Annotated in this window: 23 protein-coding genes and 2 pseudogenes; 10 read left to right on the forward strand and 15 right to left on the reverse strand. The window is 70.8% G+C overall.

The features are described from left to right. Positions 1–262: 262 nt before the first annotated feature. Positions 263–904, reverse strand: a complete 642-nt coding sequence (locus C3488_RS31855; protein WP_103844356.1) for a DNA-3-methyladenine glycosylase — start codon at positions 902–904, stop codon at positions 263–265. A 211-nt stretch (positions 905–1115) separates the two neighbouring features. Between C3488_RS31855 and C3488_RS31860 the strand changes: the two genes are divergently transcribed. The 3 genes from C3488_RS31860 to C3488_RS31870 all read left to right on the forward strand — a co-directional run bounded on the left by C3488_RS31860 (position 1116) and on the right by C3488_RS31870 (position 3154). Then, on the forward strand, positions 1116–1898 hold the full coding sequence (locus C3488_RS31860) for a sporulation protein (protein WP_103844357.1): 783 nt from the start codon (positions 1116–1118) through the stop codon (positions 1896–1898). Between the two features lie 45 nt (positions 1899–1943). Then, positions 1944–2483, forward strand: a complete 540-nt coding sequence (locus tag C3488_RS31865) for a YbhB/YbcL family Raf kinase inhibitor-like protein (protein WP_103844358.1) — start codon at positions 1944–1946, stop codon at positions 2481–2483. A gap of 164 nt (positions 2484–2647) precedes the next feature. After that, complete coding sequence (locus tag C3488_RS31870) at positions 2648–3154, forward strand: HNH endonuclease (RefSeq protein ID WP_103844359.1); 507 nt, start codon at positions 2648–2650, stop codon at positions 3152–3154. A 79-nt stretch (positions 3155–3233) separates the two neighbouring features. Here C3488_RS31870 and C3488_RS31875 read toward each other — a convergent pair whose 3' ends face one another. The 3 genes from C3488_RS31875 to C3488_RS31885 form a co-directional block, all read right to left on the reverse strand. Continuing rightward, positions 3234–4208 (reverse strand): SPFH domain-containing protein, encoded by a 975-nt coding sequence (locus tag C3488_RS31875; RefSeq protein ID WP_103844360.1) that lies wholly within the window; start codon positions 4206–4208, stop codon positions 3234–3236. 129 nt (positions 4209–4337) lie between these two features. After that, the gene (locus tag C3488_RS31880) at positions 4338–4766 is read right to left on the reverse strand and encodes an NfeD family protein (RefSeq protein ID WP_103844361.1); all 429 of its coding nucleotides are present in this window, start codon (positions 4764–4766) and stop codon (positions 4338–4340) included. A gap of 83 nt (positions 4767–4849) precedes the next feature. Continuing rightward, on the reverse strand, positions 4850–5647 hold the full coding sequence (locus tag C3488_RS31885) for an ABC transporter ATP-binding protein (RefSeq protein ID WP_103844362.1): 798 nt from the start codon (positions 5645–5647) through the stop codon (positions 4850–4852). Between the two features lie 153 nt (positions 5648–5800). On the opposite strand from C3488_RS31885, the gene C3488_RS31890 reads away from it, so the two are divergent. After that, positions 5801–6583 carry a hypothetical protein gene (locus C3488_RS31890; protein WP_103844363.1) on the forward strand — a complete coding sequence of 261 codons (783 nt, stop codon included), beginning with the start codon at positions 5801–5803 and terminating at the stop codon, positions 6581–6583. Between the two features lie 198 nt (positions 6584–6781). On the opposite strand, the gene C3488_RS31895 is transcribed toward C3488_RS31890, so the two are convergent. From C3488_RS31895 to C3488_RS31905, 3 genes are all read right to left on the reverse strand, one after another. After that, positions 6782–7024: a chaplin gene (locus C3488_RS31895; protein WP_103844364.1), complete on the reverse strand. Its 243-nt coding sequence runs from the start codon at positions 7022–7024 to the stop codon at positions 6782–6784. Positions 7025–7140: 116 nt separating this feature from the next. Continuing rightward, entirely contained in the window at positions 7141–7782 is a 642-nt protein-coding gene (locus C3488_RS31900; protein ID WP_103844365.1) for a response regulator transcription factor, read from the reverse strand. After that, a complete protein-coding gene (locus C3488_RS31905; RefSeq protein ID WP_103844366.1) occupies positions 7775–8920 on the reverse strand; it encodes a GAF domain-containing sensor histidine kinase in 1146 nt (381 codons plus the stop codon). Before C3488_RS31905 ends, C3488_RS31900 begins: the two co-directional genes overlap by 8 nt. Before the next feature lie 186 nt (positions 8921–9106). Here C3488_RS31905 and C3488_RS31910 point away from each other — a divergent pair. From C3488_RS31910 to C3488_RS31920, 3 genes and pseudogenes are all read left to right on the forward strand, one after another. After that, a pseudogene (locus tag C3488_RS31910) lies at positions 9107–9801 on the forward strand (SDR family NAD(P)-dependent oxidoreductase). Next, positions 9798–10933: pseudogene (locus tag C3488_RS31915) on the forward strand (S-adenosylmethionine:tRNA ribosyltransferase-isomerase). Before C3488_RS31910 ends, C3488_RS31915 begins: the two co-directional pseudogenes overlap by 4 nt. 299 nt (positions 10934–11232) lie before the next feature. Further along, positions 11233–11958, forward strand: a complete 726-nt coding sequence (locus C3488_RS31920) for a transglycosylase SLT domain-containing protein (RefSeq protein ID WP_103844367.1) — start codon at positions 11233–11235, stop codon at positions 11956–11958. Between the two features lie 134 nt (positions 11959–12092). On the opposite strand, the gene C3488_RS31925 is transcribed toward C3488_RS31920, so the two are convergent. After that, on the reverse strand, positions 12093–14621 hold the full coding sequence (locus tag C3488_RS31925; protein WP_103844368.1) for an FHA domain-containing protein: 2529 nt from the start codon (positions 14619–14621) through the stop codon (positions 12093–12095). Positions 14622–14860: 239 nt separating this feature from the next. Here C3488_RS31925 and C3488_RS31930 point away from each other — a divergent pair, with 239 nt between their 5' ends. Beyond that, a complete protein-coding gene (locus C3488_RS31930) occupies positions 14861–16738 on the forward strand; it encodes a streptophobe family protein (RefSeq protein WP_103844369.1) in 1878 nt (625 codons plus the stop codon). A gap of 155 nt (positions 16739–16893) precedes the next feature. Next, on the forward strand, positions 16894–18105 hold the full coding sequence (gene serB / locus C3488_RS31935; protein WP_103844370.1) for a phosphoserine phosphatase SerB: 1212 nt from the start codon (positions 16894–16896) through the stop codon (positions 18103–18105). Between the two features lie 86 nt (positions 18106–18191). On the opposite strand, the gene C3488_RS31940 is transcribed toward serB, so the two are convergent. The 4 genes from C3488_RS31940 to C3488_RS31955 form a co-directional block, all read right to left on the reverse strand. Then, a complete protein-coding gene (locus tag C3488_RS31940) occupies positions 18192–18710 on the reverse strand; it encodes a histidine phosphatase family protein (protein ID WP_103844371.1) in 519 nt (172 codons plus the stop codon). A 143-nt stretch (positions 18711–18853) separates the two neighbouring features. Further along, positions 18854–19063 (reverse strand): hypothetical protein, encoded by a 210-nt coding sequence (locus tag C3488_RS31945; RefSeq protein ID WP_103844372.1) that lies wholly within the window; start codon positions 19061–19063, stop codon positions 18854–18856. 186 nt (positions 19064–19249) lie between these two features. Next, positions 19250–19366: an SGM_5486 family transporter-associated protein gene (locus tag C3488_RS42065; RefSeq protein WP_103844373.1), complete on the reverse strand. Its 117-nt coding sequence runs from the start codon at positions 19364–19366 to the stop codon at positions 19250–19252. Between the two features lie 54 nt (positions 19367–19420). Then, positions 19421–20737, reverse strand: a complete 1317-nt coding sequence (locus tag C3488_RS31955) for a CynX/NimT family MFS transporter (RefSeq protein ID WP_103844374.1) — start codon at positions 20735–20737, stop codon at positions 19421–19423. An 84-nt stretch (positions 20738–20821) separates the two neighbouring features. Here C3488_RS31955 and C3488_RS31960 point away from each other — a divergent pair, with 84 nt between their 5' ends. Continuing rightward, a complete protein-coding gene (locus C3488_RS31960) occupies positions 20822–21511 on the forward strand; it encodes a FadR/GntR family transcriptional regulator (protein WP_103844375.1) in 690 nt (229 codons plus the stop codon). A gap of 7 nt (positions 21512–21518) precedes the next feature. Here the strand turns inward: C3488_RS31960 and C3488_RS31965 are convergent, their stop codons facing one another. From C3488_RS31965 to fabG, 3 genes are all read right to left on the reverse strand, one after another. After that, a complete protein-coding gene (locus C3488_RS31965; protein WP_103844376.1) occupies positions 21519–21887 on the reverse strand; it encodes a hypothetical protein in 369 nt (122 codons plus the stop codon). A 243-nt stretch (positions 21888–22130) separates the two neighbouring features. Continuing rightward, the gene (fabI, locus tag C3488_RS31970) at positions 22131–22898 is read right to left on the reverse strand and encodes an enoyl-ACP reductase FabI (protein WP_103844377.1); all 768 of its coding nucleotides are present in this window, start codon (positions 22896–22898) and stop codon (positions 22131–22133) included. A gap of 5 nt (positions 22899–22903) precedes the next feature. Then, positions 22904–23608: a 3-oxoacyl-[acyl-carrier-protein] reductase gene (gene fabG / locus C3488_RS31975; RefSeq protein ID WP_103844378.1), complete on the reverse strand. Its 705-nt coding sequence runs from the start codon at positions 23606–23608 to the stop codon at positions 22904–22906. Positions 23609–23615 lie beyond the last annotated feature (7 nt).

Below are 23615 nucleotides of genomic sequence, written 5' to 3' on the forward strand. Positions count from 1 at the left end.
TTTTTTCGATCCGATTCCCGGTCGGCGGGATTGTCTTGAGTCCGGGCCTTTCGGCCCCGGCCTTTCGACATTCACTACGTTAGCCGATTCCCGTCGTAACTCATAATCGAGTTCTCCGAGTTCGAATTCCGGGCATGCGGGCACGCCGAAATCCGCCCTCTGAGAGGGAGTCGCAGGTAGTGGGTTGGCCGCCTCGGCTGCTGGCTGAACGCCGTAACCGTTCCAGCGGCTCGGGCTACATTACGCATCCTCCAGGGACGCGTCAACTTCGCCTCCGTCGGGGCGTGTGCGCCCGATAGGGGCTCACCGTGGGGTCGTTGGCGACCCAGAAGCGCCATGGATGGACGGCTCCGTCGCCGGCGACGCCGGTGCGCGGACCGCTTCGTACCTGGTCAGCGGGCACCGGCGTGCCGGTCAGGATACGCAGGGGCGTCTCGCCCGTGGTGCAGGCGTCGGTGCCGTCGAGGGCTCGGTCCACGCCCAGGGCCGTGGCCAGGCGAGCGGGGCCTTTGGCTAGTTCTTTGTCATTTCGGGCCGAGAGCCGACGCTTCCGAGCGAGCTCGGCGCCCTCGATGACCTCGCCGGCGCGGAGCAGCACGGCACTCGCCCTGCCGACCGGACCGCACACCAGGTTCATGCAGTGCCACATGCCATAGGTGAAGTAGACGTACACATGGCCGGGGGGACCGAACATCACGTCGTTGCGGGAGGTGCGGCCACGATAGGCGTGGGAGCCGGGGTCGTTCGGGCCGTCGTAAGCCTCCACCTCCGTGAGGCGCAGAGCGATCGGACCGTCCGGTGTCGTGCGGACGAGGATGCGCCCCAGGAGGTCGGGCGCGACCTCGAGTACGGGCCGGTCGAAGAACTCCCTGGGGAGAGGCGTACGGTCGGGGGTCGCGATCATGGCTTACGAGCGTAGTCCAGACGGGTGTGTGCCCAAGGGTGGTCGAGGGACCGCGTCCTTGGAAGGGTTGGAAGGTGGCACGCGGAACCGGTTCCTGGCCGTGTCGCGTGTCTACGGATCCACAGATCTACAGATCTACAGGTCTACGGGTCTACGGTCGGACGCATCTATGGGGCTACGGGTCAAGACGTTGCCTGGGAGGGAAGATTTCATGGGGTTCAAGCGGCTGCTCGCGAGCCTGGGAGCCGGCGGCGCGTCGGTCGAGACGGTGCTGACCGAGGTCAATGTCGTGCCGGGCGGTGTCGTCCAAGGCGAGGTGCGGATCCAGGGCGGGTCCGTCGACCAGGCGGTCGAGGGCCTGAACGTCGGTCTGCAGGCCAAGGTCGAGGTCGAGAGCGGTGACGAGGAGTACCGGCAGAACATCGAGTTCACCAAGGTCCGGCTCGGTGGTGCCTTCGAGCTCCAGGCGGGCGCGGTGCACGCCGTGCCGTTCGGGCTGGAGATTCCCTGGGAGACCCCCGTCACCATGATCGACGGACAGGCACTGCGCGGGATGCACATCGGGGTGACGACCGAGCTGGAGATCGCGCGGGCCGTGGACTCGTCCGACCTGGACCCGATCAACGTGCATCCGCTGCCCGCGCAGAAGGCGATCCTGGACGCGTTCATCCAGCTGGGCTTCCGCTTCAAGAGCGCGGACATGGAGCGCGGGCACATCCGGGGGACGCGGCAGACGCTGCCGTTCTACCAGGAGATCGAGTTCTTCCCTCCGTCGCAGTACCGCGGTCTGAACCAGGTCGAGTTGAGCTTCGTCGCCGACGCGTACGAGATGGACATCATCCTGGAGATGGACAAGAAGCCGGGGCTGTTCAGCGAGGGCAGCGACTCGTACCGGGCATTCAAGGTCGGTCTGGACGACTTCCACGGCACCGATTGGGCCGCGTACCTCCATCAGTGGCTGTCGGAGGTCGGCAGCAAGCGCAGCTGGTTCTAGGCTCGGAACTGGAATCGGTTGATCCACTGACTTGGAGGTACCGAGGTGACCGAGCTCAAGAGGCCGCCGCTGCCGCATGACTTCCACCCGCCCGTGCCGTCGTTCACGGTGACGAGCGAGGACGTCGAGCCGGGTGCCAGGCTCAAGGACGCTCAGGTCCACTCGGCCGGGAACACCTCGCCCCAGTTGCGCTGGGAGGGCTTCCCGCCGGAGACCAAGAGCTTCGCCGTGACCTGCTACGACCCGGACGCCCCGACGGGGAGCGGGTTCTGGCACTGGGTCCTGTTCGACATCCCGGCCTCGGTCACCGAGCTGCCGGCGGGTGCGGGCGGCGGGAAGTTCGAAGGGCTGCCCGAGGGCGCGGTGCACGCGCGCAACGACTACGGGACGAAGGACTTCGGCGGTGCCGCGCCGCCGCCAGGGGATGGGCCGCACCGGTATGTGTTCACGGTGTACGCCGTGGACCAGGAGAAGCTCGGTCCGAACTCGGACGCCTCTCCTGCCGTCGTCGGTTTCAACCTGCGGTTCCACACGCTGGCGCGCGCGCAGCTCATCGGCGAGTACGAGAATCCGGCCGAAGCCTGACGCACGCCCCCGTAAAACTGACGTTCATTGAACGTTTGCCCGCCTCTGGTCTTGGAAGTGATCAGAGGCGGGCATTTTTTATTGCGTTGTCCATCTCGGCGTGCCCGGCCAGAGTTGATCCAGCCCGCCAGGGGGTGGGCAGGTGCACACAGGAGGTGGGCTGGATGCGTGACACGCTGGTGCTGAACGCGAGCTTCGAGCCGCTGTCGACGGTGACGCTGAACCGAGCCGTCGTTCTGGTGCTGCAGGCCAAGGCCGTCGTCGAGCAGGCCCACCCCGAACTCCGTATGCGGGGCGCCGATGTGGACATACCGGCGCCCCGGGTCATCAGGCTCTGCAGATACGTACGGGTGCCGTTCCGAAGACAAGCCCCGTGGTCGAGGCGGGGTGTCCTGGTGCGGGACCGGCACAGGTGCGCCTACTGCGGGAGGCGGGCGACGACCGTGGACCACGTGCTGCCGCGGTCGCAGGGTGGTGGCGACACCTGGCTGAACACGGTAGCCGCGTGTGCCGAGGACAACCACCGCAAGGCGAACCGGACTCCCGAGGAGGCGGGGATGACGCTGCTGCGGCAGCCGTTCGAGCCGACACCGACCGACGCGATGCTGCTGGCCCTCGGGCAGGACGACTTCAGGGCGCTGCCGGAGTGGCTGTCGCAGAGCGCGGCGTAGTCCGTACGCAAGACGTGAGCTGGGGCCCGCCTTCCGTGGAAGGTGGGCCCCAGCTCGTGTGTAGGGCGTCGGTGCCGTGTCAGTCGATGGACGGCTTCTCGCGGCGTTCCGTGTTCGTGCCGCCGTTGTTGGTGGAGGACGAGCCGGAGGAGCCGCCGCTGCCGCCCGAACCGCCTGCCAGGGGGCCGAAGTTGCCCATGGCGCCGGACAGGCCCTTGAGAGCGTCGCCGATCTCGCTGGGGACGATCCAGAGCTTGTTGGCGTCGCCTTCCGCGATCTTCGGGAGCATCTGCAGGTACTGGTAGGAGAGCAGCTTCTGGTCCGGGTCGCCGGCGTGGATGGCCTCGAAGACCGTACGCACGGCCTGTGCCTCGCCCTCGGCGCGCAGCGCGGCGGCCTTGGCCTCACCTTCGGCCTTGAGGATCGCGGACTGCTTCTCGCCCTCCGCGGTGAGGATGGCGGCCTGGCGCGTACCTTCGGCGGTGAGGATCGCGGCGCGCTTGTCACGGTCGGCGCGCATCTGCTTCTCCATCGAGTCCTGGATGGAGGTCGGGGGCTCGATCGCCTTGAGTTCGACGCGGTTGACGCGGATGCCCCACTTGCCGGTGGCCTCGTCGAGGACGCCGCGCAGAGCCGCGTTGATCTCCTCACGGGAGGTCAGGGTGCGCTCGAGGTCCATGCCGCCGATGATGTTGCGCAGGGTGGTGACGGTGAGCTGCTCGATGGCCTGGATGTAGCTGGCGACCTCGTACGTGGCGGCCCGGGCGTCGGTCACCTGGTAGTAGATGACGGTGTCGATGTTGACGACCAGGTTGTCCTGGGTGATCACCGGCTGCGGTGGGAACGGTACGACCTGTTCGCGCAGGTCGATGCGGTTGCGGATGGAGTCGATGAACGGGACCACGATGTTCAGGCCCGCGTTCAGTGTCCGTGTGTAGCGGCCGAAGCGCTCGACGATGGCCGCGCTCGCCTGGGGGATGACCTGGATCGTCTTGATCAGGGCGATGAAGACCAACACCACCAGAATGATCAGGACGATGACGACCGGTCCCATCGTGATTCCCTGCTTCCTTCTCCGCCTCGGCGCCTGTGGGATCTTACGGTTGTTGAAGATCTTGCTGGTCGAGTGTGACAGACCGTCGCGTACCTCGTGGGCTGTTCGGCGCAGTTGCGTCCTTCGAGGTCACATGATGATCGCCGTGGCCCCGTCGATGTCCACGACGTCGACTTCCTGGCCCACGTCGTAGGCGAGTTCACTGTTGAGCGGTCGGGCCGACCAGACCTCACCGGCGAGCTTGATGCGGCCGCCGCTCGCGTCGACGCGCTCGAGGACGACGGCCTGCCTGCCCTTCAATGCCTCGATGCCGGTGGCCAGTTGGGGTCGCTGGGCGCTGTGCCGAGCGGCGATGGGCCGGACCACGGCGATGAGCGCGACCGAGACGACGGCGAACACGGCGACCTGGAAGACCGCGTCGCCGCCGAGACCATCGATCACGGCCGCCGCGATGGCGCCCACGGCGAGCATCCCGAGCTCCGGCATCGCGGTGATCACCAGTCCGATGCCGAGCGCTGCCGCGCCGATCAGCCACCACACCCACGCGTCGATGTCCACACGCTCATGGTAGGACCGACGGCAGGACCGCGGACAGGGCGCAGAGTGCGGCGTGGACGGCTTCTTACCGAGGTTTGCGCGGGTCAGGACAGGGGCAGGCCCTGGGCCGTCCAGCGCTCGCCGACCTGCTCGACGACGAGCGGGAGGCCGAAGCAGAGGGAGAGATTGCGCGAGGTCAGCTCGAGCTCCAGCGGACCCGCGGCGAGCACCTTGCCCTGGCGGATCATCAGGACGTGGGTGAAGCCCGGGGCGATCTCCTCGACATGGTGCGTGACCATGATCATGGAGGGGGCGATCGGGTCGCGGGCGAGGCGGCCGAGGCGGCGTACGAGGTCCTCGCGGCCGCCGAGGTCGAGGCCGGCGGCGGGCTCGTCGAGGAGCAGCAGCTCGGGGTCGGACATCAGGGCACGGGCGATGAGGGTGCGCTTGCGCTCGCCCTCGGAGAGGGTGCCGAACTTCCGGTCGAGGTACTCGCTCATGCCGAGGCGGTCGAGGAAGGCGCGGGCACGCTGCTCGTCGACGTCCTCGTACTCCTCCTGCCAGCCCGCCGTCATGCCGTAAGCGGCGGTCAGCACGGTCTGCAGGACGGTCTGGCGCTTGGGGAGCTTGTCGGCCATGGCGATGCCGGCCATGCCGATGCGGGGGCGCAGTTCGAAGACGTCGGTGCCGGGCGTGCCGAGGGTCTCGCCGAGGATGGTGGCGGTGCCCTTGCTGGGGTAGAGGTAGCTGGAGGCGACGTTCAGGAGGGTGGTCTTGCCGGCGCCGTTCGGGCCGAGGATGACCCAGCGCTCGCCCTCCTTGACCGACCAGGAGACCTGGTCCACCAGAGCCCGGCCCTCGCGGACCACGGATACGTCCTGAAGCTCCAGAACATCGCTCATGAGCGCGTTGTCTCCCCTTGCAGTGTGGCCTGTGTCGGCTCTCGCTGTACGCCTGTGGGCGCGGTCCGCCACGCCGGTGGGCGCAGCCCCCCACGAAATCTACGCCACCGGTCGCCGGGCCTATTCCATAGGTCCGCTCCTTAGGGTGGGGGCATGCTCTCGGAACCACGCTCAGGACGGCTGGCCGCATGGGGAAATGCCCTTTTGGCCGGACTTGTTTCGCCGGACGACGCTGCGTCCGCCATCGTCGGGGAGGATGCGGTGCACCGGGTGGAGGGGCTGCCCGGTGAGTCGGCGCCCGTCGGTCTCACGCTCGCGCTGGGGCGGCTGCGCACGCTCGGGGTGACCGGGCTGCGGGTGGCGCTGCCCGCGCCGGGGCATCCTCTGGGGCTGAGCGGGCCGCCTGAGTTCAACGCGCGGGCGCTGGAGGCCGAGGAGGCGGTGGTCTGCTACGGGGCCGCCTTCGGGCTGGTGCCTTCGGTGGCCGAGGCGGGGCCGGAGGGCGATCTGCATGTGGAGGTCGTCTGGCAGTGTCTGCCCGTGCGGGAGGCGCCCCCCGCCGATGTGCCGTCGCTCGGGGAGGCAGAGCGGGAGCTGGCGGAGGCGCTGCGCGAAGCGACGGGGGTGTTGTCGCGGCTGGACGTGGCAGGGTCGGGGCCGGTGGCGGAGGCGGCGATCGACGCGTACCGGGCGCGGGCCGAGGCGGGGCGGGAGGTGCTGGCGCCGGGGTATCCGCCGCGGGCTGTGCGGGTGCTGGAGATGGCCCAGCGGGTGGCTCTGCTGCTGTCGCTGGCGTACGAGAACGGGCACGGCGGGGCGGTGAGCGCCTCGGAGATGGCAGCGCGGTCGGAGGCGCTGCGGCCGGTGGAGCGGACGGCTCGGCGGGCGCAGGTCGCGGCGTACAACTCCGTTGTGGAGCAGCGGGAGCGGGGGTGACCGCCGGGTTGGTCGCCGACCGGGGGCGGGGTGGCCGTCCCGGGGGCTGCGCCCCCAGGCCCCCATCGGCCTGAACGGCCTCGTCCTCAAACGTCGGACGCGCTGAAATCGCCTGCCCCCGGCTGGGAAGAGAGGACACGTCGGCCTCCCGGACGTGGTGTCCGGGAGGCCGGGGAGGCAGGTGTCGGGCCTCTGGGCTCAGTGGTTGAGGCCCAGGTTGCCGAAGGCCGGGTTCAGGGCGCCGATCACGTTGACCGTGTTGCCGACCACGTTCACCGGGACGTGGACCGGGGCCTGGATGACGTTGCCGGAGATGACGCCCGGTGAGCCCACCGCCTTGCCGTCGGCGTGCGCCGAGTGGGCGGAGGCCATGCCCGTGCCGGCGGCGAGCAGACCGCCGGCCACCATCGTCACGGCTGCGGCCTTCTTCAGGTTCTTCACTTCCGAGTCCTCCTTGCGATCACTGCGGCAGGTCCGCAGCACGCCTTGGAGAACGGCCGAGATCCACTGAGGATGCGCCACCCGGGTGACATACACCCGACGGTATGAAGATCCGCTCAGCCGTTAACGCCGTGCCGCACCGCCCACAGCGCAGCCTGCGTACGGTCGGCCAGGTCCAGCTTCATCAGGATGTTCGAGACGTGGGTCTTGACCGTCTTCTCGGACAGCACCAGGGCGCGGGCGATCTCACGGTTGGAGCGGCCGTCCGCGATCAGGGCCAGCACCTCCCGTTCCCGCTCGGTGAGTGATCCCGCTCTGCCCTGGCCCGCGCCCGCCTCCTCCTGGGACAACAGCGCACCCGCGACCTCGGGCTGGAGGAGGATGTGGCCCGCGTGCACCGAGCGGATGGCTCCGGCCAGCGCGTCGGGATCCACGTCCTTGTACACGTACCCGGCGGCGCCCGCGCGCAGTGCGGGCACCACCGTGCGCTGCTCGGTGAAGCTGGTGACGATCAGCACGCGCGCGGGGTTGTCGAGTTCGCGGAGCTTGCGCAGTGCGTCGATGCCGTCCGTCCCCGGCATCTTGACGTCCATGAGGATCACGTCCGGGTGCAGTTCCTGGGCGCGGGCGACCCCCTCGGCGCCGTCGGAGGCCTCTCCCACGACTTCGATGTCGTCCTGTACCTCCAGGAAGGTGCGCAGTCCGCGGCGGACCACCTGGTGGTCGTCGACGAGCAGCACCTTGATTGCGTCAGCCACCAGGGACCTCCATCTCGATCGTGGTGCCCTTCCCGGGCTCCGATTCCACGGTCAGCGCCCCGCCGACCCCGCTCGCCCGGTCGCGCATGGAGACCAGGCCGAGGTGGCGCCCCGCCCGGCGTATCGCCCGGGGGTCGAATCCACTGCCGTCGTCCATGACGCGCAGCACGGCGCCCGGGCCGCGCTTGTCCAGAGTGACGTCGACCCGCTCGGCCCCCGAATGCCTCAGGGCGTTGTGCAGGGCCTCCTGGGCGACGCGCAGCAGCGCCTCCTCCTGGGCGGCCGGCAGGGCCCGTACGCCACGGGTGGTGAAGGTCACGCGCGCGGTGTGGGCGCGGTCGAGGACCTGGACCTGGGTGCGCAGGGTGGCGACCAGGCCGTCCTCGTCGAGGGCCGCCGGGCGCAACTCGACGACCGCGGCGCGCAGTTCGTCGGCGGCCTCCGCGGCGAGCGCCGCCACCTGCTGCAGCTCGCCCTTGGCCCGTCCGGGGTCGCGGTCGACCAGGGCGGCCGCCGCCTGGGCGGTCAGGCGCAGGGAGAAGAGCTTCTGGCTGACCGCGTCGTGCAGTTCGTGCGCCAGCCGGGAGCGCTCCTCGGCGATGGTCAGCTCGCGGCTGCGCTCGTACAGCCGGGCGTTGGTGAGGGCGATCGCGGCGTGCTGGGCGAGGATCGAGAGCAGTTCCTCGTCGTCCTCGGTGAAGCCGCAGCCTCCCTCCGGTTTCGGGCACCGCTTGTTCGCGAGGAACAGCGCGCCGATGATCTCGTCGCCGTCGCGGATGGGCAGGCCCAGGAAGTCGGACATCTCGGGGTGGGCGCTCGGCCAGCCCTCGAAGCGGGGGTCCTCGCGGACGTCGGCGAGCCGCTCCGGCTTCGCCTCGTGCAGCATCGCGGCGAGGATGCCGTGCTGGCGTGGCAGCGGGCCGATGGCCTTCCACTGCTCGTCGGAGACGCCGTCCACGACGAACTGGGCGAAGCCGCCGTGGTCGTCCGGGACGCCGAGCGCCGCGTACTCCGCGTCGAGCAGCTCGCGGGCCGAGGCGACGATCGTCTTCAGGACGTCGCGCACCTCCAGGTGCCTGCTCATGGCCAGCAGCGCGGAGCTGACCGCGTACAGGCCCGACCGGGGTCCATGGCTCATGACCTCACCGTACCGGTGAGGTGTGACAGTGCGTATCCGACGAGTGGCGGCCCTGCCTGGTCCGCCGGCCCTAGGGCCAAGGGCCCTGGCTCTCTGGGGCCCGCGTCCGAGGCGGCCGGACGGATGCCGTTCCTACGGTGAGGCCACCGCCGATCACCGGCGGTCACGGAACCAGGGACGGACATCATGCCGGTTGCGATCATCACGGGGGCTTCGAAGGGGCTGGGGCGGGCGCTCGGCGCCGCGCTGGCGCGGCGCGGCTGGGATCTGGTGCTGGACGCCAGGACCGCTCCCGTCCTGGCAAGGACAGCGGAGGTGCTGGCAGGGCACGGAACGCGCGTGGAGGCCGTGCAGGGAGACGTCACGGACGCCGCGCACCGTGCGGACCTGGTGGCGGCGGCCCGCGAGCTGGGCGGCCTCGATCTGCTGGTGCACAACGCGAGCGCGCTCGGCGCGGAGCCGCTCGTACGGCTGGAGGAGCTGACCCTGGACGGGCTGCGGCGGGCGCTGGACGTGAACGTGGTCGCCGCTCTGGGGCTGGTGCAGGAGGCGCTGCCGCTGCTGCGGGCGTCGGCCGCGGGAACGGTGATCGCGGTCAGCTCGGACGCGGCGGCCGAGGCGTACGAGACGTGGGGCGGTACGGGGCGTCCAAGGCTGCGCTGGACCATCTGGCGGCGGTGCTCGGCGCGGAGGAGCCCGGGCTGCGGGTGTGGGCGGTCGATCCCGGGGACATGGCGACGGACCTGTACGCGGCGGCCGTACCCGACGACGCCGGTGCGCGGCCGGCGCCGGAGAGCGTGGTGCCCGCGTTCCTGCGGCTGCTGGACGAGCGTCCGGCGAGCGGTCGCTACGGTGCGCCGTCCCTGCTGGAGGCGCGGTGAGGACGTCGCTGAGGATCCCGCAGGAGCTGTCGGCGCGTGTTCCGGCCGAGCAGCGGGGCCCGGGCCGGGAGCGGGATTCGGTGCGGCTGCTGGTCTCGCGCGGCACGGAGGTCACGCACCACGCGTTCACGGAGCTGCCGCGCCTGCTGCGGGCCGGGGACCTGCTCGTCGTGAACACCTCACCGACGCTGGCGGCCGCGGTGGACGGGCGGATCGGGCACACGCGCGTGGTGGTGCACTTCTCGACGCGCGGGGACGACGGACGGTGGGCCGTCGAGCTGCGGGATCCGGACGGCAGGGGCACCACGCGCCCGCGTGCGGGAGGGCCCGCGGGAACAGAGGTTGGTCTACCGGACGGCATACGGCTGGTTCTGGAGGAGCCGCTGTCGGGGCGGAGCGGCCGCCTGTGGTGGGCCCGTGCGTCGCATCCGGACGTGTCCGGGCTGTTGGGCCGGCACGGGCGGCCCATTCGTTACTCCTATACGGACAGGGACCAACCGCTCTCGGCGTACCAGACGGTGTTCGCGCTGCCGTCCGCCGATGGCGCGGGCAGCGCGGAGATGCCGAGCGCCGCGCGGCCCTTCACCCCGCGGATGGTGGCGGAGCTGGTGAGCCGGGGCGTGCAGTTCGCGCCGGTCACCCTGCACACCGGGGTGGCGTCGGCGGAGGCGCACGAGCCGCCGTATCCGGAGCGTTTCGCGGTGCCGGAGACGTCGGCGCGGCTGATCAACGCCGTCAAGGCGAGTCAGGCGGGGCGCGAAGCGCTTCCTTGGGAGGGCGCTGACGGGGGCCGGTGGGCGGCCGGGTGATCGCGGTCGGTACGACGGCCGTGCGGGCCGTGGAGTCGGCGGTGGGTGCCGGCGGCGTCGTACGGGCGCGGGAGGGCTGGACGGATCTCGTGGTCACGCCCGAACGCGGGGTGCGGGTGGTGGACGGGCTGCTGACCGGTCTGCACGAGCCGGAGGCCTCCCATCTGCTGATGCTGGAGGCGGTCGCGGGGCGGGAGGCGGTCGACCGGGGATACGAGCAGGCGCTGGCCGGGCGGTATCTGTGGCATGAATTCGGTGACGCCCATCTCATCCTGCCGCCGAAACGCCCTCACACACCGCATTGCTCCAGCAACTCGCGGTAAGACCGGCGCGAGTGGAATGTGAGGCCGCGCATAGGACGTACGTCACGTACGAAGGAGCTTAGGAGACAGAGAAGGAGCTTGTGAGCGGGGTTGAAGGGTCGATCTGCCCCGTTTTGCCCTTCCTCGGGCCACTATCCCGAGTAGTACGTCACACCTTTGCCCAGCGATTTTGCGACCGCTAAGAATTGCTTCCGTCGCTCGGCGCCGCGGTCTCGTACCCGCGGCGCTTGTGCTGGAAACACCTGTTCTTCCGCCGGCGCCAGAGCGACCTCCGCGCAATTCGAAGAGGTCAATCAGTAATGCCCAAGAACATTCTCGGTCGCGCTCGTGCGCTCACCCAGACCCACAAGCTCGCCATCGCCGGTACGGCCACTCTCGGTGCCGCGGCCCTCGCGTTCACCGCCGTGCCGAGCGAGGCGCAGACCCCCGTGCACGAAGCGACCGTCGCGTCGGCCCCGGTCTCGGTCGGCAACCAGCCGGTCAAGACCCTCAAGGTCGCCGTCACCGACCAGATGGCCTCCGCGGGCCTGAAGGCCGAGGCCATCGCCGCGAAGCAGAAGGCCGCCCAGGACGCCGTCAAGAAGCAGTCCCAGCAGAAGACGCAGCAGAAGGCCCAGCAGGCCGCCCGGCAGCGTCCGGCCCAGCAGGCCGCGAACCGCTCCGCGCAGCGTCCCGCGGCGCAGCCGGTGGCGGCGAAGACGTACGCCAACAACCTGGACGGCTGGATCCGCCAGTCCCTCGACATCATGAGGAAGAACGGGATCCCGGGTTCGTACAACGGTCTGTACCGCAACATCATGCGGGAGTCGTCCGGCAACCCGGCGGCGATCAACAACTGGGACATCAACGCCCGCAACGGCATCCCCTCCAAGGGGCTGCTCCAGGTCATCGACCCGACCTTCCGCGCGTACCACGTTCCCGGCACCTCGTGGAACATCTACGACCCGGTCGCCAACATCACCGCCGCCGCCAACTACGCGGCGCACCGGTACGGCTCGATGGACAACGTCAACAGCGCGTACTGAGGTTGCGCGGACCTCGGTCGCACCAGTTCGCGTGCGGTCACATGGAGCCAAAGGGCGGCACCCTTCAGGGTGCCGCCCTTCCGCGTTGTGCCGGTTTCCACGGAGCGGTTTGAAGGACCGGTCCTACGGACGGGTCACTTGCGCATGACCTCCGGCTCGTGGCGGCGCAGGAAGCGGGCCACCAGGAAGCCGCAGACCACACCCAGGACGATCAGGGCGATCATGTCGAGGGTCCAGGCCCCGGCCGTGTGGTTCCACAGCGGGTCCGTGCTGGTCGGGTCGTCCGTGTTCGGCGCGATGTCGTTGAAGTCCAGCGTCGCACCGGCGGCGGCGACCGCCCAGCGGGACGGCATCAGGTACGAGAACTCGTTCACGCCGAGCGTGCCGTGCAGGGTGAAGAGGCAGCCGGTGAAGACGACCTGGATGATCGCGAACATGACCAGCAGCGGCATGGTCTTCTCCGCGGTCTTCACCAGGGCGGAGATGACCAGACCGAACATCATCGAGCTGAAGCCCAGAGCCATGATCGGCAGGCAGAGCTCGAACAGCGTGGCGTTGCCGAGGACGACGCCCTGCGCGGGGATCTCCCGGCTGGAGAAGCCGATCAGACCGACCATGAGGCCCTGCAGCACGGTGATGACGCCGAGCACGAACACCTTCGACATCAGGTACGCGGAACGCGACAGGCCGGTGGCGCGTTCCCGCTCGTAGATGACCCGTTCCTTGATCAGCTCGCGGACGGAGTTGGCGGCGCCCGCGAAGCACGCGCCGACCGCGAGTATCAGCAGGACCGTGGTGGCGGTCCCGTTCGGGACGTGGATGCCGGTCCTGGGATTGACCGGGTTGACCAGCAGGCCCCTGTTGTGGTCGATGAGCAGGCTCACCGCGCCGAGCACCGCCGGGAGGATCACCGTCAGCGCCAGGAAGCCCTTGTCGGAGGCGATGACCGCGACGTACCGCCGGATCAGGGTGCCGAACTGGGACAGCCAGCCCTGCGGCTTGGCCGGCTTGATCGCCTGCGGCGGCGGCATGTGCACCGGCTGCGGGGCGACGGCGTCGATGTCCGCGGCGTACAAACGGTAGTGCTCCGAGCCCTTCCAACGGCCCGCCCAGTCGTAGTCCCGGTAGTTCTCGAAGGCGGAGAAGACATCGGCCCAGGTTTCGTAGCCGAAGAAGTTCAGTGCCTCCTCCGGCGGGCCGAAGTAGGCGACGGAGCCACCCGGTGCCATCACGAGCAGCTTGTCGCACAGCGCCAGTTCGGCCACCGAGTGGGTGACGACGAGGACGGTGCGGCCGTCGTCGGCGAGGCCGCGCAGCAGCTGCATGACGTCCCGGTCCATGCCCGGGTCGAGACCGGAGGTCGGCTCGTCCAGGAAGATCAGCGACGGCTTGGTGAGCAGCTCGAGGGCCACCGAGACGCGCTTGCGCTGTCCGCCGGACAAGGAGGTGACCTTCTTGTCCTTGTGGACGTCCAGCTTGAGCTCGCGCAGCACCTCGTCGATGCGGTCCTGGCGCTCGGCGGCCGTGGTGTCGGCCGGGAAGCGGAGCTTGGCCGCGTACTTCAGGGCCTTCTTGACGCTCAGTTCCTTGTGCAGGATGTCGTCCTGCGGGACCAGGCCGATGCGCTGGCGCAGCTCGGCGAACTGCTTGTACAGGTTCCGGTTGTCGTAGAGCACGTCGCCCTGGTTGGCGGGGCGGTAGCCGGTGAGCGCCTTAAGCAGCGTGGACTTGCCGGAGCCCGAGGGGCCGATGACCGCGATGAGCGACTTCTCGGGGACGCCGAAGGAGACGTCCTTGAGGATCTGCTTGCCACCGTCGACCGTGACCGTGAGGTGGCGGGCGGAGAAGGAGATCTCACCGGTGTCGACGAACTCCTCGAGCCGGTCCCCGACCAGACGGAACGTCGAGTGGCCCACGCCGACGATGTCGTTCGGGCCGATCAGCGCCGAGCCGCCCTTGCCGATCGGCATGCCGTTGACGAACGTGCCGTTGTGCGAGCCCAGGTCACGGATCTCGAAGCGGCCGTCGGGCGTGGCGTGGAACTCGGCGTGGTGGCGGGAGACCTGGAGGTCGGAGACGACCAGGTCGTTCTCGAGCGCGCGGCCGATGCGCATCACCCGGCCGAGGGCGAGCTGGTGGAACGTGGTCGGGCTGCGGTCGCCGTAGACCGGCGGCGCCCCCGCGCCGCCACCGGGGCTCTGCTGCTGCGGGATCTGCACAGCCGCCTGCTGCGGCTGCTGCCAGGCGGGCTGGGGCGCCTGCGGCTGCGGGGCCTGCGCTTGCGGGGCCTGCTGCGCCCAGCCGGGGCCGGCGGCCTGGGCCGCGTACGGCTGCTGCTGGGGCTGGGCCTGCGGTGCGGCGACGGCGGCCGGCGCGCCGGACAGGGCCAGGCGCGGTCCGTCGGTGGCGTTGCCCAGGTGCACGGCCGAGCCGGGGCCGATCTCCACCTGGTGGATCCGCTGTCCCTGCACGAACGTGCCGTTGGTGCTGCCGTGGTCCTCGATGACCCAACTGCGGCCGTCGAAGCTGATCGTGGCGTGGCGCCAGGAGACCCTGGCGTCGGTGAGCACGATGTCCCCCTGCGGATCGCGCCCCAGGGTGTACGTCCTGGACGCGTCGAGCGTCCAGCTGCGTCCGTTCAATTCCAGTACGAGTTCAGGCACTCCATGCCCCAGTGAGTTGTCCCCCGAATTGCCCCCGTCACGGGGAGTCTAGGGATGTCGAACATCGTGGGGAACTATTTCAGGCGCGGCCCTCTGACCGGAACTCGGGCCTGGCGGAGGGGGCGTAGACGCACTGGTACGCGCGCCGTTGACGGGGCGGAAACCCGGTCGGAGAGTGGTAATCCTCGCGAGAGGGGACATCCGCGGTGGATTGCCGCGGCGTGGATCGGGGGCTGACCATGGGCATCGAGGCCGCGCGGGACGGTGGGAGGCCGCCGTGGACGGACGTCCTGCTGTCCGCGATCGCCTCGGTGAGCTGGGCGTTGATCGGGATGGCGGGGACGGCGGCGCTCGGTCTGCATCTGCTCCGCGCGGACGCGGCGGGCTCGCTCGGGCCGATGACCGCGGCGGTGGTGGCCCTTGGGGCGAACGGGACGGTGACGCCGTCCGGGAACGTGTCGGCGTTCGGGCTCAAAGGCGCGGACGCGACCACCGCCATCGACATCACGCCACTCGGGGTGAGCCTGGTGGGTGCGCTCCTGCTGTGCTGGTTCTTCCTGCGGTCCTTGCGCACGGCGGGAGTTGTGGTCGGCCTGTCCGAACTCCTCGTGCGCGCGGGCGCGGTGGTCGTGCTGTTCGTCGTGATGCTCGGCGGTCTGGCATGGGCCGGCCATGACGTCATCACCATCGACGGGGACGCGCTCGGGCTGGACGGCCTGCCCGGCGGGGGCGGCGGCCTCGACATCCCCGGCCTCGGGGACGTCGGGGGGCTGCTGCCGGACCGGGTCGGCGACCTGATCCAGGCTCGGGCCGCGGTCGGCTTCACCGTCGACACCGTGCCCACGCTGCTGGGGGGCGCCGTATGGGCGGCCGGTGTCCTGGTGATCGCGCTGCTCACGTCCCGGCGCACACCGCTGCCACGCGGCTGGGAGGCGGTGCACCGGGTGGTGCGTCCGGCCGCGTCCGCGCTGGTGACGGTGCTGCTGGTCACGGTGGTCGCCGGGCTCGCGGCCGCGGCGTACGCGGCGCTCGGCGACGACCGTCCGGCGCGGATCGCCGGGGCCGCGCTGCTCGGCGCGCCCAACGGGGCGTGGCTGGGTGTGCCGGTCGGCCTGTTCGTGCCGTGGCACGGCAGGGCCGTCGGCGGATTGGTGAACCTGCTGCCCGACCCGCTGGAGCGGCTGCTGAGCGTGGGGACGGACCAGCGCGTCACGCTGGGGCGCCTGGCCGATCTGGACACCAGGGTGTGGCTGCTGGCCGTCGCGGCGGCACTCATGATGCTCTTCGCCGGCGTGCTGACGGCGGCGCGTACGCCAGTCGTACGAGCCTCGGGTGCGGCACGGGGCCCCGGTGCGTCCGGTGCGGTCGCACGGAGGGCGGGTCCGTTCGGCTTCGCAGGGCGCTGTGCGCTGCGGCTCGGGATCCTGACGGCGCTGGCACTGCCGCTGCTGGTCCGGCTGGCGGAGGTGTCGGTCGACGCCTCGTTGTCGGTGCTCGGTCTCGACGCGTTCGGCGCGGCGATCGAGTTGCGCGGACACCTGGGCATGGCACTGCTGCTGGGTGCGGTGTGGGGTGCGGGAGCGGGGGCCGTCGGGGCACTGCTGGCGTACGGGACGGGGGCGGCGGGGAGCCGGGCGGCGCCACTGGCACGGGGTGACGCCGGGCTGCCGGAGCCCCCGCGGTGGGCGCCGGTCCCGCAGTCATCGGGTCCCTACACCCCGAGCAGGCCGTACCGTCCGCCGAACCCGGACACGAACCCCTACCTACGGCTGCCGGAAGGACTGCGCGAGCCGGAGGACGCGCGGCCGGGCCACGCCCCGCGGGACGGCGGGCGGCGTGGAAGCGCCCCGGCCGGAACCACACCGCCTCCGAGCGCGCCGCCTGACGGCACGCAGGACGGGAGCGCCTCCGCCGAGGGTGCCCCGCCCGGCGACCCGCCCTCGGAAGCCGCGCCGTCCGCTCCCGCCGATGTCTACGGCGCGCCGACCGTGGTCCAGCCGATCGAGCCGCCGCGACGGCCGGCCCGCAGGGACCCGTCGTCCTCCGACCGGTGGCCGCCTCCGCCGCCTCCCCCGCCTCCGCCACCGCCGCCCGACCGGCCCCGAGGGCGGCGCTGACCAGGCGGAGCTCCACGCCAGGCCGACCCTGCCCATGGCCTGCGCTTTCGCGGCCGGGTAACACGTACGCCATCTGCGCGCAACCCAGTGTTCCCCGTCCGCTGGGCGGACCAGGCAGGCGATGCGCACGGGGCGCCGGATACGGTGGAACCACCATGAGCGCTGTGCAGACCTCCGACACTCCCACCCTCCTTGTCAAGATCTTCGGCAAGGACCGGCCCGGCCTGACCGCGGGCCTGTTCGACACCCTGGCCACGTACAACGTCGACGTCGTCGACATCGAGCAGGTCGTCACCCGGGGCCGGATGGTGCTGTGCGCCCTGGTGACCGTGCCCCCGTCCGGACTCGAGGGCGATCTGCGGGCCACCGTCCACACCTGGGCGGAGTCGATGAAGATGCAGGCGGAGATCATCTCCGGCATCGGCGACAACCGTCCGCGCGGCCTCGGCCGCTCCCTCGTCACCGTCCTCGGCCATCCGCTCACCGCCCACGCCACGGCCGCGATCGCCGCCCGCATCGCGGCCGCCGGCGGCAACATCGACCGTGTCTTCCGGCTCGCCAAGTACCCGGTGACCGCGGTCGAGTTCGCCGTGTCCGGCGTGGAGACAGAGCCGCTGCGCACCGCCCTGGTGACCGATGCCGCAGCACTCGGGGTCGACGTCGCCGTCGTCGCGGCCGGCCTGCACCGGCGGGCCCAGCGGCTGGTCGTGATGGATGTGGACTCGACGCTCATCCAGGACGAGGTCATCGAACTGTTCGCCGCGCACGCCGGCTGCGAGGCGGAGGTCGCCGAGGTGACGGCGGCCGCCATGCGCGGCGAGCTGGACTTCGAGCAGTCGCTGCACGCGCGCGTGGCGCTGCTGAAGGGGCTCGACGCGTCGGTGGTGGACAAGGTGCGCGCCGAGGTCCGGCTCACTCCGGGCGCGCGCACCCTGATCCGCACGCTGAAACGACTCGGCTTCCAAGTGGGCGTCGTCTCGGGCGGCTTCACCCAGGTCACGGACGACCTGAAGGAGCGGCTCGGGCTTGATTTCGCGCAGGCCAACACACTGGAGATCGTCGACGGGAAGCTGACCGGCAAGGTCGTCGGTGAGATCGTGGACCGCGCGGGCAAGGCGCGGCTGCTGCGCCGGTTCGCCGCCGAGGCGGGGGTGCCGCTGGCGCAGACCGTGGCGATCGGTGACGGGGCCAACGACCTCGACATGCTGAACGCGGCGGGTCTGGGCGTCGCCTTCAACGCCAAGCCCGTCGTCCGCGAGGCCGCGCACACCGCGGTGAACTTCCCCTTCCTGGACACCGTCCTGTACCTGCTCGGTGTGACCCGGGAAGAGGTCGAGGCGGCGGACGCGCACGACGACGGTCTGTGACGGCCGCGGAACGCGACCGGGGCCCGGCACCGTGCGGTGCCGGGCCCCGGTCGTGATGCCGCCGGGGTCGGAGCTCTCGGGGGCTCCTACTCGCTGGGCGCCCAGTAGTCGAGCAGGGTGGCCGTGCCCGGTTCCAGCGCCTTCCAGGAGCCGTCGAAGGAGAGCACGGCGAAGGCGGCGGCCGGGAAGCCGCGTCGGCTCATCCGCTCGCGGGCATCGCCCTCGGTCGCACCGGACAGGACGTCGGCGAGGCCCTGGATGCCGGGGTTGTGACCGATCAGGACCACGTTGCGCACGTCGTCGGCGGTTTCGTTGAGCACGGCGATCAGCTCGCCGGGCGAGGCGTCGTAGAGCCGCTCCTCATAGACGGTTTTCGGCCGATGCGGCAGCTCCTGGACGGCGAGCTTCCAGGTCTCGCGGGTGCGGACGGCGGTGGAGCACAGGGCCAGGTCGAAGGCGACGCCGGTCTCGGCCAGCTTGAGTCCGGCGGCGGCGGCGTCCTGGCGGCCCCGGTCGGCGAGCGGACGCTCGTGGTCGGGAACCTGCGGCCAGTCGGCCTTGGCATGCCGGAAGAGGACAATCCTGCGGGGTTCTGCGGAGCTCATGAGTCCCAGCTTCGCATGAAACAGGCCAACGGGCGCAGGGAGTTGGCAGCGCCGCGATCTGCCTGCTCACCGGCCTCCCAGCCGTGATCCGCGGGAAGTGCAGCGCGTCCCCCCAGGCGATGTCACGACCCGATCGGGCCGGGTCACGCGTGGTGCGTCATCGTGTGGTGCACGCGCTCGATGAGGTGGCTGAGGGCGGGATCGCCTCCGGCGCTCGCGTCCGCCGGGTTGAGTATCAGGGCCAGCAGGGCGATGAAGGCGAGCGTGGGCAGGGCGAGGGCCCACCAGGGCAACCGGATGTCGACGCCGCCCGTGGTCGCCGGGCGGGGCCGGGTGTGCGTACGGGCCGACATGGCTGCCTCCGTGGGTCCTCGAGTGGTCCATGGGCCGCCAGCGCGACCACATCTCGAAGGTACGGACGCGGCAGCCCTCAACCCATCCGGTGATCCACCCACTTGACCCTGACACTCACCCCCTAGGGGATGGGGGGGCCAGCACCACCATCGGCCGTCACCGCCACCTGAACGGTGAGCCGTGGGTCACGGTGAGGCGATCGTCGCAATGACGGCGATGATCGCGAAGATGGCGAAGAACGCGCCGAAGACGAGCAGCATCTTCTTCTGGCCGTTCTGGGGATTCGGTTCGAGCACGGGCATACGCCCAGTTTCGCACCCCTCCCCCGCCGGGGCCGCGGCGGGGGCGGCCGCCGCTCAGCGCGTCGCCTCGTCCTCCACGATCCGGTCGCGGCCTGCCAGGACGCCCACCGCGATCTGCGGGACCATGAGCCCGGCCATGAGCGCGAGCGGCAGGCCCCAGCCGCCGCTGTGCTGGTAGAGGACGCCGACGAGCAGCGGCCCCGGGATCGACAGCAGATACCCGGTGCTCTGCGCGAACGCCGACAGCTTGGCCACGCCCGCGCCGGTGCGGGCCCGCATCCCAACCATGGTGAGCGCGAGCGGGAAGGCGCAGTTGGAGATGCCGAGCAGCACGGCCCACGTCCAGGCCCCGCCCGCCGGGGCCCAGTACAGGCCCGCGTAGCCGGCCAGACCGCAGACCCCGAGCGCGATCACGATCGGGCCCTGGTGCGGCAGCCGGGCGGCCAGTCGCGGGATGACGAAGGCGAGGGGCACGCCCATCACCATGGTGACGGCCAAAAGCACACCGGCCGTGCCGGCGGGCACCCCGGCGTCGCGGAAGATCTGCGCCATCCAGCCCATCGTGATGTAGGCCGCCGTGGCCTGGAGCCCGAAGAAGACGGCCAGCGCCCACGCGGTACGGCTACGGGTGATCCGCAGCCCGTCGGGCTCCACGCGCGCGGAGGCGGTGTCGCCGTCCGGGGATGCGGTGTCGCCGTCCGTGGAGCCCGCGTCGCGCGCGCGGACGAAGGCGATCCACGGCAGCACGGCCGCCGCCGCCGGCGCCGCCCACACGGCGAGCCCGTACTGCCACCGCCCGTCCAGGGCGTCGGTCATGGGCACCGTGAGCGCTGCCGCCAGGGAGGTGCCCAAGGCGAGCGCCATGGAGTACAGGCCCGTCATCGAGCCCACCCGGTCGGGGAACCAGCGCTTGACGATCACGGGCATCAGGACGTTGCCGACCGCGATGCCCATCAGTGCGAGCGCGCTCGCGGCCAGGAAGCCGGCGGTGTTCCCGGCGTACGGGCGGACGACCAGGCCCGCGGTGATCGCGGCCATTCCGGCGCACACCACGGCGCCCGGCCCGAAGCGGCGGGCGAGTCGTGGCGCCATGACACCGAAGACGGCGAAGCAGAGCGGCGGCACGGAGGTGAGCAGGCCCGCGACGCTGCCGCTCATGCCGAGCCCGTCGCGCACCTCTTCCAGGAGGGCGCCGAGGCTGGTGATGGCGGGGCGCAGGTTGAGGGCGCTGAGGACGATGCCGATGACCAGCAGACGCGTCCGCCACGCGCGCGTGGCCGAGACCCCGGCATCGACCCGCTTCCCCTCGGAAACGCGTATCGGTGCGGACGTCGTCGTTCCGCTCTCTTCGGATGCCATGCGCACTATCATAGAATCATAGGATGATTGAGGACGCGGGGGCTGCGTTACGCTCCCGATCGTCCGCCTCGCTCCCGGCCCGCACGAAGGACGGTCATGCCGCTGAGCCACCCCCGCAGATCCGCGCTGTCCGAACAGGTCATCGCCGAGCTGCGGAACCAGATCACCTCGGGTGAGTGGCCGGTGGGCTCCCGCATCCCCACCGAGCCGGAACTGGTGGAGCAGCTGGGGGTCGCCCGCAACACGGTCCGCGAGGCCGTCCGCGCGCTCGCGCACAACGGCCTGCTGGACATCCGCCAGGGCTCGGGCACCTACGTGGTGGCGACCAGCGAGCTGGCGGGCGTGATGCACCGCCGCTTCGCCGGCGCAGACCCGAACCACATCGCCGAGCTGCGCCGCACCCTGGAGTCGGGCGCCGCCCGGCTGGCGGCCGAGCGGCGCACCGAGCGGGACCTCAAGCAGCTGGACACCCTCCTCGTGCGCCGTGCGGAGGCTTGGGAGTCCGGGGACGCGGAGGCGTTCGTGACCGCCGACGCGACCTTCCACCTGGCCGTGGTGGCCGCGTCGCACAACGACGTGATGACCGCGATGTACGCGGACCTGGGCGAGGTGCTGCGGGACTGGCTGCGCGGCGACGTCGGCGAGGAGCTCACGCCGGAGGCGTACATGGAGCACACGGCGCTCGTGGACGCGATCCGTGCGGGCGACGCCGAGGCGGCGGGAACGGCGGCGGCGAGCTATCCGCGGATGTGCGGCCCGGGACACCCCGAGTCCGTCGACCGCTGAGGCCCACTCATCTGCGGTGGGTGACCCACGCCGAGCGCACCGCCTCCCAGCACCGCCCGGTCAGCCGTACGGTCATCGCGGGCCCCGCCTCGGCCGGGGCGGTGTCGGTGTCGATGTCCCACCACTGGGCGCACTCGATGTGCAGGCTCACGTGATCGGTGTCCGGATTGGGGTTGTGGCAGTACGCGACGACGTGGGTGCCGGTGACACGGACCCGGCACTCGGAGCCGAAGGGCGCCGGGTCGGCCGACTTTCCGGCGTCCTCGCGCGCGTGCGACGCGGTGCGCTTCCCGTGCGGCGGCATGGCGTCGTACGGCAGGACCGTCACCAGGGCGAGCGAGAGGAAGGCCGGGGCGAAGCGGGGGGACAAGCGCACAAGGGAACCTCCTCGGCCGTGCGGCGTGCGGGGCGGTGCGTTGCTCCCAGCGTGTGTCCCGGATGGCCCGGCACGCCCGGTCAGGTACTCCGAACGGGCGACGCCCCGCTCCCCGCGCGCGGCGGGAGACGGGGCGTCGGGCTCGTACGACCGGGCGATGCGGGCGCGTGAGCGATTGCGCAATCGCCTACGCGGGCCGAGAGCGCACGGTCACACGCTCCACGGCATACCCGCGGCGCAGGCTCAGGCGCCGATGGCGTGCAGTCCGCCGTCCACGTGGATGATCTCGCCGGTGGTCTTCGGGAACCAGTCGCTCAGCAGCGCGACGACACCGCGACCGGCCGGCTCGGGGTCCTTCAGGTCCCACTCCAGCGGGGAGCGGCTGTCCCACACGGAGGCCAGCTCGCCGAAGCCCGGGATGGACTTGGCGGCCATGGAGCCGAGCGGGCCCGCCGAGATCAGGTTGCAGCGGATGTTCTGCTTGCCCAGGTCACGGGCGATGTAGCGGCTGGTCGCCTCCAGGGCGGCCTTGGCCGGGCCCATCCAGTCGTACTGCGGCCACGCGAACTGCGCGTCGAAGGTCAGGCCGACGACCGAGCCGCCGTTCTGCATCAGCGGCAGGCAGGCCATCGTGAGCGCCTTCAGCGAGTACGCCGAGACGTGCATGGCGGTGGCGACCGACTCGAACGGAGTGTTCAGGAAGTTGCCGCCGAGCGCGTCCTGCGGGGCGAAGCCGATGGAGTGCACGACGCCGTCGAGGCCGCCCAGCTCCTCGCCGACGAGGTCGGCCAGGCGGGCGAGGTGCTCGTCGTTGGTGACGTCCAGCTCGATGACCTTGGTGGGCTTCGGCAGCTTCTTGGCGACGCGCTCGGTCAGGGTGGGCCGCGGGAACGCGGTCAGGATGACCTCGGCGCCCTGCTCCTGGGCGAGCTTCGCCGCGTGGAAGGCGATCGAGGCCTCCGTCAGCACACCGGTGATCAGGACGCGCTTGCCCTCGAGAATTCCGCTCATGGTGATCAGTGACCCATTCCCAGTCCGCCGTCAACCGGGATGACGGCTCCAGTGATGTACGAGGCGTCGTCCGAGGCGAGGAACCGCACCGTCGCGGCGATCTCCTCGGGCTGCGCGTAACGGCCGAGCGGCACCTGAGAGACGATGTTCTGACGCTGCTCGTCGGTGAGCACCTTGGTCATGTCGGTGTCGACGAAGCCGGGCGCGACGACGTTGAAGGTGATGTTGCGCGAGCCCAACTCCCGGGCGAGGGAACGCGCGAAGCCGACCAGGCCGGCCTTGGATGCGGCGTAGTTCGCCTGACCCGCCGAGCCGAGCAGGCCGACCACGGAGGAGATCAGGACGACCCGGCCCTTCTTGGCGCGCAGCATGCCGCGGTTGGCGCGCTTGACGACGCGGAAGGTGCCGGTCAGGTTGGTCTCGATGACGGAGGTGAAGTCCTCCTCGGACATCCGCATCAGAAGCTGGTCCCGGGTGACGCCGGCGTTGGCGACGAGGACCTCGACCGGGCCGTGCTGGGCCTCGATCTCCTTGTAGGCCTGCTCCACCTGCTCGGTGTCGGTGATGTCGCACTTGACCGCGAGGAAGCCGGCCGGCGGCTCACCCGAGCGGTACGTGATCGCGACCTTGTCGCCGGCGTCGGCGAACGCCCGGGCGATGGCGAGGCCGATGCCTCGGTTGCCTCCAGTGACGAGAACCGAGCGGCTCAACGGATCA

It is taken from the genome of Streptomyces sp. Ru72 (assembly GCF_002920635.1).
Lineage (GTDB): Bacteria > Actinomycetota > Actinomycetes > Streptomycetales > Streptomycetaceae > Streptomyces.

What these genes read in the sequence shown, in the direction of transcription:
- C3488_RS31905 (WP_103844366.1), bottom strand. Translation starts at nt 8,920, where the DNA reads ATGAGCCATGGACCCCGGTCGGGCCTGTACGCGGTCAGCTCCGCGCTG.
- C3488_RS31855 (WP_103844356.1), bottom strand. Translation starts at nt 904, where the DNA reads ATGATCGCGACCCCCGACCGTACGCCTCTCCCCAGGGAGTTCTTCGAC.
- C3488_RS31960 (WP_103844375.1), top strand. Translation starts at nt 20,822, where the DNA reads ATGCCGCTGAGCCACCCCCGCAGATCCGCGCTGTCCGAACAGGTCATC.
- C3488_RS31945 (WP_103844372.1), bottom strand. Translation starts at nt 19,063, where the DNA reads ATGTCGGCCCGTACGCACACCCGGCCCCGCCCGGCGACCACGGGCGGC.
- C3488_RS31940 (WP_103844371.1), bottom strand. Translation starts at nt 18,710, where the DNA reads ATGAGCTCCGCAGAACCCCGCAGGATTGTCCTCTTCCGGCATGCCAAG.
- fabI (WP_103844377.1), bottom strand. Translation starts at nt 22,898, where the DNA reads ATGAGCGGAATTCTCGAGGGCAAGCGCGTCCTGATCACCGGTGTGCTG.
- C3488_RS31890 (WP_103844363.1), top strand. Translation starts at nt 5,801, where the DNA reads ATGCTCTCGGAACCACGCTCAGGACGGCTGGCCGCATGGGGAAATGCC.
- C3488_RS31875 (WP_103844360.1), bottom strand. Translation starts at nt 4,208, where the DNA reads ATGGGACCGGTCGTCATCGTCCTGATCATTCTGGTGGTGTTGGTCTTC.
- C3488_RS42065 (WP_103844373.1), bottom strand. Translation starts at nt 19,366, where the DNA reads ATGCCCGTGCTCGAACCGAATCCCCAGAACGGCCAGAAGAAGATGCTG.
- serB (WP_103844370.1), top strand. Translation starts at nt 16,894, where the DNA reads ATGAGCGCTGTGCAGACCTCCGACACTCCCACCCTCCTTGTCAAGATC.
- C3488_RS31870 (WP_103844359.1), top strand. Translation starts at nt 2,648, where the DNA reads ATGCGTGACACGCTGGTGCTGAACGCGAGCTTCGAGCCGCTGTCGACG.
- C3488_RS31920 (WP_103844367.1), top strand. Translation starts at nt 11,233, where the DNA reads ATGCCCAAGAACATTCTCGGTCGCGCTCGTGCGCTCACCCAGACCCAC.
- C3488_RS31955 (WP_103844374.1), bottom strand. Translation starts at nt 20,737, where the DNA reads ATGATAGTGCGCATGGCATCCGAAGAGAGCGGAACGACGACGTCCGCA.
- C3488_RS31860 (WP_103844357.1), top strand. Translation starts at nt 1,116, where the DNA reads ATGGGGTTCAAGCGGCTGCTCGCGAGCCTGGGAGCCGGCGGCGCGTCG.
- C3488_RS31885 (WP_103844362.1), bottom strand. Translation starts at nt 5,647, where the DNA reads ATGAGCGATGTTCTGGAGCTTCAGGACGTATCCGTGGTCCGCGAGGGC.
- C3488_RS31930 (WP_103844369.1), top strand. Translation starts at nt 14,861, where the DNA reads ATGGGCATCGAGGCCGCGCGGGACGGTGGGAGGCCGCCGTGGACGGAC.